A 15,576-nucleotide genomic window follows, 5' to 3' on the forward strand; every position below is an offset into this window, starting at 1 on the left:
AAAAAAACCAACGGCCGCACCTTCCAAAACTTACCGTGAATTGAGCCGATTCACAAAATTCAAATCAAAATCCCGACAAATGCCATGCGCCGCGGACTTTGCCGCAGATGGTTAATTTTTCCAGTCCATCGCCTTCGATGGTTTCCGTTCTGTATAACGGGTTGTCGCTGATGACCAGCAGGCCGCCGCCAACGGAGGCTTGCAGGCGTTTGGCTTTTAGGCCGTCTGCGAAGGACAGGAGGTAAATGCCCTCTCCTTCGAATGAGTGGACGGAGGTATCGACGAAGAGTACGTCGCCGTCCTCGATGGTGCCTTGCATGGAATCGCCGCGTGCCGTGATGACTTGGATACGGGATAGGTTGCCGCCGAGTTTTTCGCGCGCCCATGCTTTATCGACATGGACGAAATCGACCACCTCCACTGCTTCGTTGTTGATGTAGCCGTCTCCAAGCGCGGCAACCACGTCCAACCGCTCAAAACGTATGCGGTCGTCAGCGAGGCTGTCTGAATCTTCAGACAGTACTTTTGTTTGGGAGACTTCCTGATAAGGCAAAGGGAATCCTGAAATTTTAGATATTTTTACCATCGTTTCAAAAGTTGGCTTGTTTCGTCCTTTTTCTATTGCATTAACGCTGGCTTTAGTTGAGAAGCCAAGCTCAAGTGCAAAGTCCTCTTGAGTCATCCCAGCTGCTTTTCTTGCCTCAGTAGCCCATTTTGCCAAATCGTAAGTCATAAAATTCTCCATGTTTTCAGCATTGTAAATTTTAAATAGACAAAAAACGGCTACTAAAAGTTTACTTTTCAGGTTATTTAAAATATACTTTCTCAAAATTAAGGAGATGTTATGAATTACCTAGAAAAAGCAATCAAAGCTGCTGGCGGTCAAGCAGCATTAGCCGAAAAACTTGGAAAAAAACGTTCCACTGTAAATAGTTGGGTAAAGGGTCGCAATAAAATGCCAGCTGAAATTGCAGTTGAAATTGAGAAGCTTGGGTATGGAGTTCGGCGGGAAGATTTAAGACCAGACGTATTTTTATAATTTACTTTTGAAAGACTGAATAATTTCAGACGGCATCAACCCCAACCAAGGAGTAGAAAAATGAAACATGTTGCAAATGTTATGAGAATGAATGATTGGAATACAAATCAGGAAAGCACGGTAGGGCGAATCTTTGTCAAAGGGCGCGGGAAAACCAAAAAGCACCTGATTGTATGGCTGAACGGTAACGAAGAAGTGTTTGGCGGTAACTATTACGACGCATGCGCTTCCGGACTGAGTGCCCATCCGTGGAATTTCATCCGCCCCGTCTAATATTTAACCTGAACGGTGTAACGGAGTGATGACAAAGCGGAAAGACGCTTGACCCGCCGGACAGTCGGCATCAACCCAAAAAGGAAACGTCATGTGTCAAAACTGTATTCACAAAATCGAAGGCAGACTGTCTCTCAAACAACACGTCCACGCCGAACCCTGCCCCAAAACAAGCGCGCCGGAAGAACTAGCCACTGCCGCCGTCGAGGTCAAATTTTTCGGCGAAGAGCTTGACCTGATGGAATCGGCGGCCTGCGCGGCGAATAAGTCATTGAGCGAATTTGCCGCCGAAGCTGCCTTGGAATATGCGGAAATGTATCTGCGTGCCTTTGAAGACGCATCGGCAGACCTGAAACGGAGAAATGAAAATGGCGCAGCGCAACATCAGTAAGGCGGAACACGGAAATATGCGGGTACAGATTACCTGCCCTTGCTGCGGCAGCCGCTGCAAGGTAACGGCGAGTCGGAAGATGACAGACCGCCTCCGTTATAGCTCGATTCAATGCCTGAATGCTTCGTGCGGCTGGTCGGGCGTGGCATCGACGGAAGTCATCAAAACCATTTCCCCGCCCAGCCCGCTGCATCAAAACCCCGCCTTGGTGCCACCGCAGATGACGGCAGACGAAATCATCGAACAACACGGCGGCAGCAGTCAGAGAAATTTGTTGTAAAGGGAAAGAAAAATGAACGGCGAAATCGTCCCGACGTGGAAGTCGGCACCGCAGCGGGTTCGCTTTTTTAGAACCAAAGCCCAAGCCCGCGCCATGTGGAATATCGGCAAAAAGCTGGCAAGCAGTAAAACTGAAAACGCAAAAATCATGAACGGCTTGGAGCGCGACGCGCTCTTGGAACGAAATACAGGCCGTCAGCCGTTGGCGGCTTACAACGATGCCGAAGTCGTCAGAAGTTGGCTGGTTACACCGGAGCAAAGCAAGGCTCTGGAAGATAGCCAGCGGTTGATAAAGGAAATCGCCCGACTGGGCAATATGTTGAATCAGCAAAACGTAGTGTACAGCTTGGGCTTGCCGGTTCTCCAGCTTTCCGAAGCCGCCAGACAGCTTGAAGGCATAGACGAAAAAATAGCCCGCGCGGTATATGCCGGCAGAAAAATGAAAGTAAACCCAGTTTCAGACGACCTTAAGGCTGCCTGAACCCGACCAAACAAGGAAACATCATGAAAATCAAAATCCGCTACATCATCCTCGCCCTGATGCTCGCCGCATCTTATTTTATGCTTGGTTCGACCCACGGAAACATTGCGGAACAGCCGCAAACGCTGCCCGCAACTGACCCAGTCTGCGTTTACGAATCGCCGACATTCGACCATATGGGCGGAGACGCTGAAATCCCGCATGAGGTGGGGCAATGAGTATCTTCGCAGTCATCGGCATTGTTTTTATCGCCGCGCTCGGCGTTTGGCTCTATGTGGACTACAAAATCGAGCAGAAAAAGCTGGACGCGGAAATCGAAGAAAGAATCCAAGATTATTTTAATTATTGAGACATAGGGCGGGCTGAAGCCCGCCACTTACTAGGCAGGACAAATCATGGGCATATCAATTCAAACAGCAAATGCAAAGGCGGCGCAGCAAGACTACGCCGCCGAAGCCTTTTTGCTGCTTCCGCCCGTGTTGCGCGAAGGCTTTGAAAGCCTGAAACCTGCCGAGGCGTCAAAAGCGCGTTCGTTCTTTAACGATTTAATCGTCCGTCAGTTGGACAGCGGCATTCAGCCAGCCGCCGCGCGTGTTCGCGCCGAAGACGGTCTGAAAACCCTGCTCGACAATCTGACCGTTTTGCCGCCCGCCGTCCGTTCGGCAGGTTTAGATGCTTCGGACGACGACATCCGCGGTCTTGCCGATAGCGCAGCCAAGGACATCTATTTTAAAAAACGTATCGGCTGGAGCCTCACCGGTCTGATCCACTATGCCGCCGCCGAATACGGCATCGATACCCAAAAAGTATTCAAGGACAAAATCCCCGAAGCCATCGAAGCCCGCCTGCAAGCCCCTAAATTCTGGCGTCGCCAGCTTCGCCGCATTTTCGCGCGCGCTGCCGAACGCTACCGCCGCGAGGCTGGCTTTGTATCCCGTAAAACGGGGCTTTATGCCTCTGATGAAGCGGTTTTCCGCCGCTTGTCTCAAAAGCGTCGCAATCTTGCCATGTTGCAAACCATGATTGCCATCAATGAGCTGGGGCAAGAATTCACGCTCGAGGCCTTGTCTGAAGTCTCTGTATCTAATCCCGCCCTGCGTCGCGCCGAATTGATGGTGCGTATTCGCGGCTTCGAGGAAATCGCCCGTCTGAAAAACCACGTCGGCGAATTTTTTACGATTACCTGCCCTTCCCGCATGCACCGTATGCACCACTTTGGCAAGCCAAACGAGAAATTCAGCGGCGAAACGCCGACGCAGGCGCAGGAATACTTAAATAAAGTATGGGCGCGTGTCTGTGCGGAATTAGGCCGTCTGAAAATCAAAATCTACGGTTTCCGCGTTGCCGAGCCGCATCATGACGGTACGCCGCACTGGCACGGCCTTGTCTTCATGGAAGAGCAACACCGCCTTACCTTCCGCCGCGTCGTGGCAAAACACGCTTGCCGAGAAAACCGCGAAGAGCTGGGTTTGAAATACTTGGCGACTGCGAAAGAAGCGGACGCGGAAGCCCGCCGAATCCAAGCAAAAATCCGTGCAAAACAAGGCAGCGCGCCTACGCTCGCCGCCATTCGCGCCGGTCTGAAAACCGAGGCGAAATTCTGGGAATCCAAATATTTTAAATTTTGGAAGCAAAGCCCCGCCTCTACCCGCGTTGACTTTGAAGCCATCAACTGGGCGCGCGGCTCGGCTGCCGGTTATATCGCCAAATATATCGCCAAAAACATCGACGGCAAAAGTCAAAGCGGCGAAGGCTTGGGCGTTGACTATGAGTCTGACGCGCTGTTGAGCATGGCAGAAACCGCCGTCCGCGTGGACGCATGGGCAAGTCATCACGGTATCCGCCAGTTCCAGCAAATCGGCGGCTGCCCCGTTACCATTTGGCGCGAGCTGCGCCGAATCAACCCAGACGCTTCAGACGACCTTTTAATGCTTGCCCAACAGGCTGCCGACATGGGCGACTGGATGCGTTTTACCGTCCTTTTGGGTGGCGAGTCCGTATCGCGCAAAAACGTCCGTCTCGGACTGTACCGCGAAGAGGCGAAAGAGCTGAACTGCTACGGTGAAATCCATGCCGACCGCATCATGGGCGTTTACGAAAAAGCCACCGGGCGCGTCGAAATTTCGCGCATCCATTCGTGGGTTTTGAAAAAAAACGGCGGCACTGCCGCCGCTTGGACTTGTGTCAATAACTCTACGAAAATGAAATTCGACCCCGAATCTGCGCAAAATTTAATCAATCGCCCAGCAGCTGCAACCCTGGCCGACCTAGAAAAAACCGAGCCTGTAGAATGGCTTATTTGGAAACACGGATTTTCGGTGCAAACCGCCGTTGATTTAGTTCAGACAGGTTTAAGTCCTGAATTGGCGAAAGAATATAAAAAAGACATGCTCGATTTAGACAATATCGAAGAGCTGAGATACATGAGCCGTGAAACCCGCGAAAAAATCGAAAAAGCGGCGAAAGATAATGCCTTCCATAGCGAATCAGCCAGCAAAAAACAAAGAAACTACCGCGAATACATCCGCAGTATTGAAAAACTACGCCGTCCGCTCGTCAGCGGACTGACTCCGCAAGAACCTATTTTTGACTTCGCCGCCATCAAGGCCGCAAACGAAGCCAATATCCGCGCCAAAACCGTCCGCTACACCAAGCCGCAGTACGACACCGTTGAAAGCGCCATCGAATCTGCCCGCGCCGCCATTAAAGCGTCGCAGGCGATGAATGACAAATTGATTAACCGAAACTGAATGACAAATTGATTAACCGAAACTGACCAACAGGAAAGGAACAAAAATGGGTGAATACATCACGTTGGATGAAGTGAAAAAACTATGGACAATACCGGGCAAAAAGCCGCCGTCCACGACAACCATTTGGGCGCGCCGCCGGGCGGGGCTGATACCGCAGCCGAAGCTGCTAGGGCGGGACAACCTCTATAAGAAGGATGATGTTATCAGAATGAGGGATGAGTACTTCGCCAAATAAAAAAGGCCGTCTGAAAAGTTTCAGACGGCCTTATCCTATTTCTCCACCTTGGCCGTTGCCAAAGTGTACGGCTTAAATTTAAAAACCTCCGCGCCGAATGCGTCGTTTGCTTCGAGAAACGCCGCCTGTATCGGCTCGATTTCATTCGCGGCGAATACTTCCGCCGCCGTCCGGGCATCACCCAAGCCGCCCGCCGCCGTCGGGACGACCCCCATCAATGAAGGAGGCACGCGGTGTATTGTCAGCATATCTTGAGAGGTTACTCCTTTAATATTTAAAAATTCATCCTTGGCGGCGACCTCTGAAATCGGAATCAATTTGATACCTTCAGGTTTACCGTCAGGCGAGCGCAAAAAGACATTGCGGAAATTGCCTTCGCGTTGCGCTTTTTTAAATTGGTCCTTGAGATTATTCCAGTCATCGTTATTCATATTGTTGTCGGTTGCGTACACGATAAAGCCTGCATGGCTGCCGTTGTCGTAGTAGCGCCGTCTGAATGTCGTGGCCGAGTGGTTAAGCTCTGCCGAACTTAAACCCGCTAAATAATCGGGGATGCCGTAAATCTCCTGCACCAAATCCGGTTGCATCAAATGAATAATATCTGATTTCGGGATAAAGTCCGAAGTCTCGAAAACATGGTCGCGCAGGTAGAAATAGCCGTCTTTGTCGTATTTTTTCGAAGAGCGGCGCATATAGACGGACAGTCGGTTTTTAAATCCCAAGACCTTGCCGAATCGGTTGCGCTCCGCCGCCAGATAGCCGTTGCCGGTGACTAGGAAATTAAATGCCAGCTTTTTAAATTCGGCGCGGCTCAAAAGCTTGGTTGGTTCGAATGTGGAAGTTAGGACGTTCAGTTTGCAATGTAGCGCAGACGAATGATGTACACCTACTCGGAGTAAACCAATCAAGTCCTCCTGATTGACGGGCAGTTCATAATAATGGCCGTTGTCGGTACACTCCCACGCCGCACCGAGCCAAGACAAACGCTCGTCGTAGCCCCAACTGAAAATCTCTAAATCTGTACGTGGTTCATTGCCTGTCGAATTTAAATCAGACATAAAAATCCTTTAACTATCAATCTCAAATCGTCCGCTGACAACATTGTCCAACGGCTCTTGATAAAACAACATCATCGCTGCCCAAGCCAAGTCGCCATGACTGGCAGCTTGGCTGCGCGTCGATTCGTAAGTGATGTTCCGTCCGCTGGCGGTAATTGCGCGTCGGACGGACATAAACGCCATCTGCAAATCAATTTTGCCCGCGTCCCACTCGATACGTTTGTTTTTGAGCAGGTTCTGCGTTTTTAAAACCATCATCCCTTTAATGTCGGGCGTGTAGGTCATGCCGATGGCGGGCGGGTAGAATTTTTTAACAAGGTCGTACACCGCCGCGCCGATACCGTTTGCGTCGATGACGATTTTGGTAACGTTGAATTTCTCCGTCATGCCGCGAATGATTTGGGCCTGTGATTCGAAATCCGCCCCGTTAATCATGTGTGTTTCTAAAATTCGGAATGGTTCGCCGTTGCGTTGCGGCGGGACGGCGACCACCAAGCCGGACGCGTCGCCGGTATAGCTCGGGTCGTAGCCTATCCATACGGGGATATTCCCCGCCGGACGCATCATGTCAGGTTTGTACCAAGTCCAATCCCACGATTCGACACCGCAGGCTTGCAGGTCGGCAAAGTGAAACACGCCCTCGCCGTCCGGGACGAATTGACACTCAAAGAGCTGTGCGAACTTGTCGGGCGAGTTGCGCTGGCGCAGATAATCAATATCGAAGAGGTTGCAGCCCGACTCCTGCGCATCATGAATCGTAACGATTTGCCGCCATTGCGCGTCGGCATCCTGACGACCGTTTTTTAAAGCGGCATGACTCAAATCGAGCTTGATATGCTCGCTTCGAGGGCGGCCTTCGTTAAACATCGCGCCCGACCAAAAACAATAAGCGGGGTGGCCTTCGGATGACGGCGTGGAGAAATAGGTCGTCTTCAGGTGCTTTTGACTCGCCATCGGCTCGGCCAGTGTTTGCAACCGCTCGAAATCGGGAATCCAGAAGTATTCGTCGACGTACAAGTTACCGTTGCGACCTTGTGCCGTCCGTGAATTGGTGCCTAAAAAATGCAGTTCCGCGCCATTGTGCAAAGAAATCACATCCCCGCCTTTAAGCTCGACATCGACCATCTTGCAGAGGTTGAGGATGTATTGCTTGAACTGATAGGCCTGTGCGCGGGACGCAGACAGGAAAATGGAGTTGATGCCCGTTTTTAGGCTGGTTAGGAAGGCTTCGCGGGCAAAATAGAAAGTCGCGCCGATTTGGCGGCTTTTTAAGATATTTCGAAAACGGTGCGTCCGATAAATCTCGCCCCAATACCGCTGATAATCGAAACACTGCTCTTCAAAAATCTCAACCATGCGCTGCTGCTGCTCGGGTGCGATATAGTTTTTCGGCGGTTTTTCGACGGAGCGGGTGCGGCTGCGTTCGGTGCGCTCGGTACGTTCACGCGGTGGGCGATCTATGGTCGGCACGCTGTCAAAAGGCGGCTTGTCTGCGCCGTCAAATCGGTTGTTTTTCGGCGTTTCCGATTTTTCAGACGGCCTTTTGCCTTCGCCGCCCATTAATGCGGAAAGTTGGCGCATTTCTTTGTAAACGCCGTCTGATTTGTTCGGCAGGTTGACGAGTTGGATCAGGCGCGCTTCAATAGATGAGGCAACACGCTGCATCGGTGTTCCGCCATCCCAGTTTTCCCGTTGCTTCCAAGAATGTACCGTGGCGGGCTTCAGTCCCAAATGCCGCCCGATGGCGGTAATTTTCCATCCCTGCCAGTAAAGAGACCGCGCAACAAGGCGCGGGTCGATATTTTGGGCAATTTCAATATTCTGACGTTTTTCCATGTCTTCAAAAAATAGCGGCAATACCCGATTTTCGGGCAAAAATGCCAATCCTACCCGTGCCGCATGACTTGAAAAACCCACCTAAAACCCCTGTCGCTTGCCGTCTTTTCCGTAAATGCCAAAATAAAACGGACAAACACCCGAGCGCATACGCATGAATAAATCCGCCAAAAATTCCACCGAAAAATTCAGCGACCGATGGTTCTGCATCGGCAAATCCGGTGCAACTGCCGACGGTCGAACGATCGAATCAGCCGACCTCATCGCCGCCGCAGAAGCTTACGACCCACAAATCTACGGCGCACGCATCAACCTTGAGCATTACCGCCCATATTCTCCCAAAAACGACTATTCAGGCCTGGGGGACGTCCTCGAGCTGAAAGCAGAGACTTCAGACGGTATTACCCGCCTTTACGCTCGCATCGACCCTACTGAAAAAATGTTGGGCTACATCAAAGAGCGCGAAAAAGTCTATACATCCATGGAAATCATGAAGCCATTCGCCGACACCGGCAAAGCTTATCTGGTCGGCCTTGCGATGACGGACAGCCCTGCATCTCTTGGTACGACTATGCTCAAGTTCCGTCAGCTCAATCCGGAAGACACCAACTACACCGCCGCCTACACCGAAATGGAAAGCCTGCCAATGACCCAACCTGCCAACCAACCCCAACACGAGAAAAAAGGCTTTTTTGCCGCCCTCCACGACAAAATGTTCAATAAGAAATCAGATCCCGCCCCTGTCGAAACAGAAAAAAACGACTACACCCAAGCCTTTGCCGACCTGAACAAAGAATTGGAGCAGTCTGCCCAAATTACCCAAAAACTCGCCGATGACTACACTGCCCTGCGCAAAGAATTCGATGCCTTTAAGGCCGCTATTGAATCCGCTCCGATCAATCAGGCAGAGCCGCATACCGGCGCGAATACAACCCCTGCTTCCGAATTTTAAGAAAAGGTAAGCCATGCACCCGTATATCCAGCAATATATCAACGCCGTCGCCAAAGCCAACGGTACAACTGCCGAAGGCGTATCCCGCCATTTCAGTGTAACGCCCGCCGTTTCTCAAAAAATGCGCGAAGCCGTCCGCCTGGAGTCAACATTCCTGCAAAAAATCAACATCATCAGCAAAACCGAAATTGCCGGCTCAATCATTGGTTTATCAACAGGTCTGAATGCCTCGCGAACTGATACTAAAAACGGCGACGGTACTGTACGCCGTCAGCCCAAGCCATATCACAACCTGACTGACCGCCAATATTTGTGTAAAAAAGTAAATTTTGACACTCAAGTCAGCTACGACGATATGGACTCTTGGAGCAGTCAACCTGAATACGTCAAGTTGATCAATAACCAGCTCATCAAATCCAAAGCTTTGAGCCTGATTGCCATCGGTTTCAACGGTACGTCTGCCGCCGCTACATCCGACTTTGCGGCAAATCCTCTCTTGCAGGACGTACAAACCGGCTGGTTGCAGCATATGCGTACCAATGCAGCATCCAACGTCATGGGCAGCGCAACCAATGCCGTCGAAATCGGCGAAGGTAAATCCTATACCTCTCTCGACCATTTGGTTACGGACGTTGCCGAAAGCTTGATTGACGAAGAGTTCCACGACATGCCGGGCATGACCGTTATCTGCAATCAATCTTTGCTGTCTGAAAAATACTTTGCCGTTATCAAAGAAGCAGGCAACAAGGCAAGTGAGCTGCGTCCTGCCGACATCATCATGTCTGAAAAACGCTTGGGCGGTCTGCCGGTCGTAACTGCACCGTATTTCCCCAAAAATACGATTTTGGTTACTCCGCTGAAAAACCTGTCCATCTACTTCCACAAAGGCGGCCATCGCCGCAAGCTGGCGGACGAACCTGAATTCGACCGCATCGCCGACTACCAGTCAGAAAATATCTGCTATGTCGTCGAAGAGTACGGCGCAGCAGCTTTGGTCGAAAACATCAAAATCGTGAAGTAGAAAAAAAGGCCGTCTGAAATTTCAGACGGCCTGATGAAAGGGATCCAATGACTCCAGCCCAGGCACACAAACAACAGGTTTTAGCAGAGAAGGCAGCAAAAAACGGCGAAAACATCCATGTCGCCGAACCCTACCGCCGACTGTTGGCAAGCCTTAACACCGATCGCGCCTTCCTACACCAAATTAAATCCGTATCCGACAAAATCCAAGCCAAAAAAGGAATGGTAGAAAAATATCTTCCATGGCTGGAAGACGTCTATCTCTCCGGTTCGGCCGCTGAAACCGATCCAGTCTTCACTACCGCCCTGCTTTGGTTGATTGACATTGGCGAGCTTGACCAAGCCGTGCCATACATCCTATTTGCCATCGAGCATGACATGAAAGTCAAAGATGACTACCGTCGTGATCTGCCCGACCTCTTAATTGAAGAGCTGGCTGAACAGTATGGATACGGTGCTGACTTGAGTAAAGCCAACCATACTGATCTGCTCACACTCATCAGCACCGTCAACCCAGACACGGGTATGCATACCTTAAATCTGACAGACATCATCCGCGCCAAGTTCTACAAAGCCTCTGGAGAACGTGCGGAAGAAGCCGAAGACCTCGAAAGTGCGGCGAGTTACTACGAAAACGCACTGAAGTATTCTGAAAAAATCGGTGTCAAATCCCGCCTTGCAGCCATCAAAAAACAGCTTAAAGGCTGACCTAGCTCCCCTCGCCGGGCGCAAGCCTGCGGCAAGTCCTCCAGAAATATCATGGACGGCCTTAGCATGCAAAGCCTCTGCGCCTCCTTTCCAAAGCCCGCCTAAATATCGGGCAGGCTTCTTCCGTAAGGAAATGAATCATGACTATTGTTTTCGCCGACACCCCAGATCAAGGGCGGCAAGCATTAGACCAATCTGAAGTTCGCAGTATTCCTTTTTTCCCAATCATCGACCTTGCCAACTTTCGCGAAGTAATGAGGATTGAAGCGAACATTTCAAGCAGCCGTGTTTACCATGCCGTCCTCGAAGCCGTCGCACACGTCAACGGCCAGCTTAAGAAATACCGCATTGCCGCCGTACAGGTTGGCAGAGGCACTCTTGCCGAAACAGGCGATTCAGACGACGTCATTAATGGCGAATCGGTTAAAGCCATCCATTACCGCCGCGCCGTCTATTGCTATGCCAAATCACTTCTGCTGGAAAAATACGCAGATACAGAACCATCGGGAAAAGCGGGCGAGCGTGCCGAAATGAAACAACATCAAGCCGAAGACTTCCGCCGTGAAGCACACTATGCCACCGCGGCAGTCATGGGCGAGCGCCGCTGCGATTCGGAATTAATTTGATGGAATACACGACCCGTGAAGGCGATACCGTCGCCAATATCGCTTGGAACCATTACGGGACGTCCGCAGGCTACACCGAACAAATCCTGACCGCCCCTGAAAATTACGGCTTATCGAAATATCCTGCCCTCCTGCCTGCCGGTTTGACTATCCGACTGCCTCAAGCCAACCACGAAGAAGCACAACAAAAATCCACCCTGAATCTATGGGACTGAAAACGTCATGACCCAAGACAAAACTACCACTGCTGTCAACGCCGCCGTAATTATCATCGGCAGCTACCACGTCCACGCCTCCGTAGCCTTCGGTGCACTCATAGGCGCATCGCTGTTCGTATTAAGCCAAAAGGCAGAGCGACCGATTAATAAGGCATGGCTTTTTGCTGTGTCTTTCATCGGCGGCATTTTCGGTTACGACGGCGCAGAAGGCCTAATCAACTGGCTGCTGCCGGGTGAAACACTGACCATCAATAGCTTTACCGCCGCTGCCATTTTTTCTGCCGGACTGGTTTTAGGTTTACAGCGTGTCATGCGCCTGATTGAAAAAGGCCGTCTGAAAACCCTGGAAGAGGAAAAAGAATCATGAATACAGTCCAATCTGCTGCCGTCATTGCCCTGTCCCTGACCGCGGCCATTCGTATCATCCTTTTTGACACCCGCGGGAAAACACATAAGCCGTTAAGTGCGGCAATCGCCTATTTATCTATCGTATGGTTTTGCAGTCTCGCCCTGGCCGCTGCCTTTTCCATTAAATCACTGACTATATGGTTGCTTATCTTCGGACTGGCCCTGCACACGGGCGCAGTGCTATGGAGTGGCGGCAATATCAGCAAAATCCACCCAAAGAAAACACGACCAAGCACAGAAAATCAAGGTTTTTTGAACCGCGTATCAAAAAAAATACCGCAAGAAAATATTTAAACACACGAATAAAAAAGGAAGAAAGCATGACTGAATTGCCCTGGATGGCAGAAGCCCGCCGACACGTCGGATTGAAAGAAATCGTCGGCGCGAAACATAACCCGATTATCCAATCTTGGCTCAAAGAAATGGGAAACTTTCCCAATGCGGCAAAAGCATGGTATGCGGACGATGAGACACCATGGTGCGGCCTATTTGTTGGTTACTGCCTCGGTAAAAGCGGCCGCGGCGTTATCAAAGATTGGTATCGCGCCAAGGCATGGGCGGAGGCTGGTCTGACTAAGCTGGCTAAACCCGCCTATGGCTGTATCGCCGTGAAATCCCGCAAAGGTGGCGGCCATGTGTTTTTCGTCGGTGGCAAAAACGCTAAAGGGCAAATTATGGGATGGGGCGGTAATCAGGGCAATGCCGTATCAATCGTGCCGTTTAACGGTGCAGACATTGATGGCTACTATTGGCCGTCTAAATTGGTTGATGGTAAGCCGGTTAAATCGTACCCATCCGCAGAACGTTACAACCTGCCTATTGTTACCGGCACTGCGGCAGCAGGCGTAAGCGAAGCCTGAAACGGAGGAATCATATGAAAACAGCTATTGTTGTTGCCGTATCTTATATCCTGACCGTCGCCGTCCTCGGATATAGCTTGATGCACATGCGCAAAAGCAATAAGGCACTGACACAAACAGTCGCCGCGCAGGAAGACGCCATCAAATCAAAAGACGCAACAGTCAAGATTTATAAAGCCCGCGCCCAAAGCTTGCAGGCGCAGGTAGACCAAATGATGAAGGTGCAGGCTGAAAAAAACAGCCAAGTCGAAGCAGCACTGACTAAGCATCATGAATGGTCGTCTGAAAAACTGCCCGAAGATGTAGCCCAAACCATCAATAAAAAATAACAGCGGGGCGCATGATCGCGCCCTTTTAAACATCAAACTATGAAAGATAAAAATGAAACGTCTCTCCGTTCTCGTTGCCGCCGTTGCCCTTGCTGCCTGCGCCCATAATCCGCCGGTATCCGTACAGGCTGCCGAGTCATGCCCGCCGGTGCCGAAATGTGAAGCCTACCCGCCTGAAGAGATTGCAACCAATGCGGACATGGTTCGCGCATTGATTGCCTATCGCTCGGCTTTTGAGCAGTGCCGCCTCTATCGGGACGCTTTGTCAGCCTGCCTAAAAGGGGACGGACACCATGACTGACATCATCGACCAAGCCTGCGACTTAGAGCAAAAAATGCGCGAATACTGGTTATTACGCCACAAAGAACAAGAATCCGCCGCGCCATCCGCCCAAGAGTGCGAAGAGTGCGGCGAAATCATCCCCGAAGCCCGCCGAGAAGCCGTGCCGGGGTGCCGTTTATGTATAGACTGCCAGCGCGAAGAAGAGCAACGGTGGAAATTCAAAAGATAAGAGGCCGTCTAAAATGGAAAAGCCAAAAAGCCTGCGTCTTGCTATCCAGGAAACACTGCCGGAGTTTAAAGCGGCACCTGACCGTCTCCGTATGACGGTTTTGTCTGGACAGATTATTCCGAAACGCAATACATTGAGTTACGAAGCGAAGTACACGCTTAATATTTTTGTTCAGGAGTTCCATCGCGATCCTGCGTATCTCTTTTTGATCGTGAACAAGTGGCTGCAAGAAAATCAGCCGGATATTTTGTGTCCGGGCGCAGACGCATCATCAAGAGCCTTTGTTTTCGAGGCAGAGCCGATAGAGTCAGATGTCTGGGATGTAATGATCGAATTAAAATTGACAGAAACAGTCATTGCAGGTTTGGATGAAAACGGCTTAGTCTCCTACAAAACAAAATCCGAGCCGCCGCGCCCCGTTTTTTAAACAGATAAAGGACGCATAATGCGTCCTTTGCTTCAAGTGCAAGAGGAAATATGGAAGAACTGGAAGCACTCGTTGCCCAAATCGAACATTTAGCGCTAAAGATTCAACCGTCTGCCCGTGCCAAACTTATGCACAATATCGCGACGGAGCTACGCCGCCGCAACCAAAACCGCATTAAAGCCAATATCGAGCCTGACGGAAATCCTATGGTCAAACGCAAACGCCAAGGTGACCGTTTTGCTTTCCGAAACCTACGGGATGGAGAGGAACTACACCGCCGCCCGTTTCGTTTTTTTGGAGAACTATACGGAGATAGAGATATGGACCCTATTGCATATAGTCGTACAGAAAACGGAAATGAATTGGTACGGTTCGAGGGCGACCGCGAGCTGTACGGATTTCGGCGCGAATATTTGTACCTGAAAACGCCGACAATATCCCGTATGGTAATGTTTCGCCGTATCGGAGCCGCCCGTTGGTTGCGTCAAAAAGCAGACGAGAATCATGCAAAAATCGGATGGTTTGGCGGTAAAGTCGCACAAATTGCAACAGAACACGAAGACGGTAGCACGGCAAAAAACCTGCCATCCCGCCTGCTATTGGGCTTACCGAAAGAAGACTTGGAGTACATTACAGACCAAATACTAAACGCCATAAAAATGGAGTAAAAAAGGCCGTCTGATTTATTCGGACGGCTTTATTATTATATTTTACAAGTAGCGCATAAATCAGCATAAAAATGTTAAATCTTGCATAAAAACGCATAAAAAACCAATGTTCGAAAATCGCCGAAAACCCTATGAAATATAAGGATTGCAGTAGGAGTCGCCGCTGCATAAAAAAACGCACCCCCACAGGCTCCGAGCGAGGGAGCGGGAGCGCGCGCTACCTGCTGTCAGTGTAGAACAGAGAGACCTTCCTAAATTCAGTAAGGCTGGTTTAATCCATATCGTGGGAAATAAGATTTTATGTGTTACCTTATGTGTTACTTATACTTTTCAAAAAAATAATCATCAATAAATCATATAGGTATGATTAAATTTTAATCCCTTCCTCTCTGCCAGATACTAAAGACACCAGCTAACGGTGTCTTTTTTCATATCCGCCCTTCTTAAAAATATTACACCACACTTTTATTTCTATTACCCTCCAATCATAAACCTGCCACTCA

The 15,576-nt window shown here is 50.3% G+C and carries 25 protein-coding genes; 22 read left to right on the plus strand and 3 right to left on the minus strand.

Going from position 1 to position 15,576, the window contains the following annotated elements; genetic code table 11:
• Positions 1-64: 64 nt before the first annotated feature.
• Positions 65-733 carry a S24 family peptidase gene (locus tag ACTHUR_RS10250; RefSeq protein ID WP_107792098.1) on the minus strand — a complete coding sequence of 223 codons (669 nt, stop codon included), beginning with the start codon at positions 731-733 and terminating at the stop codon, positions 65-67.
• A gap of 111 nt (positions 734-844) precedes the next feature.
• Between ACTHUR_RS10250 and ACTHUR_RS10255 the strand changes: the two genes are divergently transcribed.
• The 9 genes from ACTHUR_RS10255 (at position 845) to ACTHUR_RS10295 (ending at position 5,451) form a co-directional block, all read left to right on the plus strand.
• Entirely contained in the window at positions 845-1,039 is a 195-nt protein-coding gene (locus ACTHUR_RS10255) for a transcriptional regulator (protein WP_063075557.1), read from the plus strand.
• 60 nt (positions 1,040-1,099) lie between these two features.
• Positions 1,100-1,312, plus strand: a complete 213-nt coding sequence (locus ACTHUR_RS10260) for a hypothetical protein (protein WP_063075556.1) — start codon at positions 1,100-1,102, stop codon at positions 1,310-1,312.
• A 91-nt stretch (positions 1,313-1,403) separates the two neighbouring features.
• Positions 1,404-1,703 (plus strand): hypothetical protein, encoded by a 300-nt coding sequence (locus ACTHUR_RS10265; RefSeq protein WP_063075555.1) that lies wholly within the window; start codon positions 1,404-1,406, stop codon positions 1,701-1,703.
• Positions 1,681-1,983 (plus strand): ogr/Delta-like zinc finger family protein, encoded by a 303-nt coding sequence (locus ACTHUR_RS10270; protein WP_159068341.1) that lies wholly within the window; start codon positions 1,681-1,683, stop codon positions 1,981-1,983. The genes ACTHUR_RS10265 and ACTHUR_RS10270 overlap by 23 nt, the downstream gene beginning before the upstream one ends.
• Positions 1,984-1,995: 12 nt before the next feature.
• A complete protein-coding gene (locus tag ACTHUR_RS10275) occupies positions 1,996-2,463 on the plus strand; it encodes a hypothetical protein (protein ID WP_063075553.1) in 468 nt (155 codons plus the stop codon).
• A 23-nt stretch (positions 2,464-2,486) separates the two neighbouring features.
• Entirely contained in the window at positions 2,487-2,681 is a 195-nt protein-coding gene (locus tag ACTHUR_RS10280; protein ID WP_063075552.1) for a hypothetical protein, read from the plus strand.
• Entirely contained in the window at positions 2,678-2,812 is a 135-nt protein-coding gene (locus ACTHUR_RS10285) for a hypothetical protein (protein ID WP_283122235.1), read from the plus strand. The genes ACTHUR_RS10280 and ACTHUR_RS10285 overlap by 4 nt, the downstream gene beginning before the upstream one ends.
• Positions 2,813-2,858: 46 nt before the next feature.
• The gene (locus ACTHUR_RS10290; protein WP_440392574.1) at positions 2,859-5,213 is read left to right on the plus strand and encodes a replication endonuclease; all 2,355 of its coding nucleotides are present in this window, start codon (positions 2,859-2,861) and stop codon (positions 5,211-5,213) included.
• A 46-nt stretch (positions 5,214-5,259) separates the two neighbouring features.
• Positions 5,260-5,451 (plus strand): hypothetical protein, encoded by a 192-nt coding sequence (locus ACTHUR_RS10295; protein ID WP_063075550.1) that lies wholly within the window; start codon positions 5,260-5,262, stop codon positions 5,449-5,451.
• A gap of 35 nt (positions 5,452-5,486) precedes the next feature.
• Here the strand turns inward: ACTHUR_RS10295 and ACTHUR_RS10300 are convergent, their stop codons facing one another.
• The gene (locus tag ACTHUR_RS10300) at positions 5,487-6,509 is read right to left on the minus strand and encodes a phage portal protein (RefSeq protein WP_063075549.1); all 1,023 of its coding nucleotides are present in this window, start codon (positions 6,507-6,509) and stop codon (positions 5,487-5,489) included.
• Positions 6,510-6,518: 9 nt separating this feature from the next.
• Positions 6,519-8,384, minus strand: a complete 1,866-nt coding sequence (locus ACTHUR_RS10305) for a terminase large subunit domain-containing protein (protein ID WP_440398547.1) — start codon at positions 8,382-8,384, stop codon at positions 6,519-6,521.
• A gap of 115 nt (positions 8,385-8,499) precedes the next feature.
• Between ACTHUR_RS10305 and ACTHUR_RS10310 the strand changes: the two genes are divergently transcribed.
• From ACTHUR_RS10310 to ACTHUR_RS10370, 13 genes are all read left to right on the plus strand, one after another.
• Positions 8,500-9,297, plus strand: coding sequence for a GPO family capsid scaffolding protein (locus ACTHUR_RS10310; protein WP_063075548.1), 798 nt, complete (start codon positions 8,500-8,502; stop codon positions 9,295-9,297).
• Positions 9,298-9,310: 13 nt separating this feature from the next.
• Positions 9,311-10,318, plus strand: coding sequence for a phage major capsid protein, P2 family (locus ACTHUR_RS10315; RefSeq protein ID WP_063075547.1), 1,008 nt, complete (start codon positions 9,311-9,313; stop codon positions 10,316-10,318).
• A gap of 47 nt (positions 10,319-10,365) precedes the next feature.
• Positions 10,366-11,025: a phage terminase small subunit gene (gene gpM, locus ACTHUR_RS10320; RefSeq protein ID WP_063075546.1), complete on the plus strand. Its 660-nt coding sequence runs from the start codon at positions 10,366-10,368 to the stop codon at positions 11,023-11,025.
• Between the two features lie 140 nt (positions 11,026-11,165).
• Complete coding sequence (locus tag ACTHUR_RS10325) at positions 11,166-11,651, plus strand: head completion/stabilization protein (RefSeq protein WP_063075545.1); 486 nt, start codon at positions 11,166-11,168, stop codon at positions 11,649-11,651.
• Positions 11,651-11,866, plus strand: coding sequence for a tail protein X (locus tag ACTHUR_RS10330; RefSeq protein WP_063075544.1), 216 nt, complete (start codon positions 11,651-11,653; stop codon positions 11,864-11,866). Before ACTHUR_RS10325 ends, ACTHUR_RS10330 begins: the two co-directional genes overlap by 1 nt.
• A gap of 7 nt (positions 11,867-11,873) precedes the next feature.
• Positions 11,874-12,236: a putative holin gene (locus tag ACTHUR_RS10335; RefSeq protein ID WP_063075543.1), complete on the plus strand. Its 363-nt coding sequence runs from the start codon at positions 11,874-11,876 to the stop codon at positions 12,234-12,236.
• Complete coding sequence (locus ACTHUR_RS10340) at positions 12,233-12,571, plus strand: phage holin family protein (protein ID WP_107792047.1); 339 nt, start codon at positions 12,233-12,235, stop codon at positions 12,569-12,571. The genes ACTHUR_RS10335 and ACTHUR_RS10340 overlap by 4 nt, the downstream gene beginning before the upstream one ends.
• Before the next feature lie 26 nt (positions 12,572-12,597).
• Positions 12,598-13,137 (plus strand): TIGR02594 family protein, encoded by a 540-nt coding sequence (locus ACTHUR_RS10345; protein WP_063075542.1) that lies wholly within the window; start codon positions 12,598-12,600, stop codon positions 13,135-13,137.
• Positions 13,138-13,151: 14 nt separating this feature from the next.
• On the plus strand, positions 13,152-13,466 hold the full coding sequence (locus ACTHUR_RS10350; protein WP_063075541.1) for a hypothetical protein: 315 nt from the start codon (positions 13,152-13,154) through the stop codon (positions 13,464-13,466).
• Positions 13,467-13,518: 52 nt separating this feature from the next.
• Positions 13,519-13,767, plus strand: a complete 249-nt coding sequence (lysC, locus tag ACTHUR_RS10355) for an Rz1-like lysis system protein LysC (RefSeq protein ID WP_063075540.1) — start codon at positions 13,519-13,521, stop codon at positions 13,765-13,767.
• A complete protein-coding gene (locus ACTHUR_RS10360; protein WP_063075539.1) occupies positions 13,760-13,978 on the plus strand; it encodes a TraR/DksA C4-type zinc finger protein in 219 nt (72 codons plus the stop codon). Before lysC ends, ACTHUR_RS10360 begins: the two co-directional genes overlap by 8 nt.
• Before the next feature lie 13 nt (positions 13,979-13,991).
• The gene (locus ACTHUR_RS10365) at positions 13,992-14,405 is read left to right on the plus strand and encodes a phage tail protein (RefSeq protein WP_070646903.1); all 414 of its coding nucleotides are present in this window, start codon (positions 13,992-13,994) and stop codon (positions 14,403-14,405) included.
• 50 nt (positions 14,406-14,455) lie between these two features.
• Positions 14,456-15,073 carry a phage virion morphogenesis protein gene (locus ACTHUR_RS10370; protein ID WP_440392576.1) on the plus strand — a complete coding sequence of 206 codons (618 nt, stop codon included), beginning with the start codon at positions 14,456-14,458 and terminating at the stop codon, positions 15,071-15,073.
• The last annotated feature ends 503 nt before the right edge of the window (positions 15,074-15,576 follow it).

The sequence above is a fragment of the Neisseria sp. P0021.S007 genome (genome assembly GCF_051956855.1).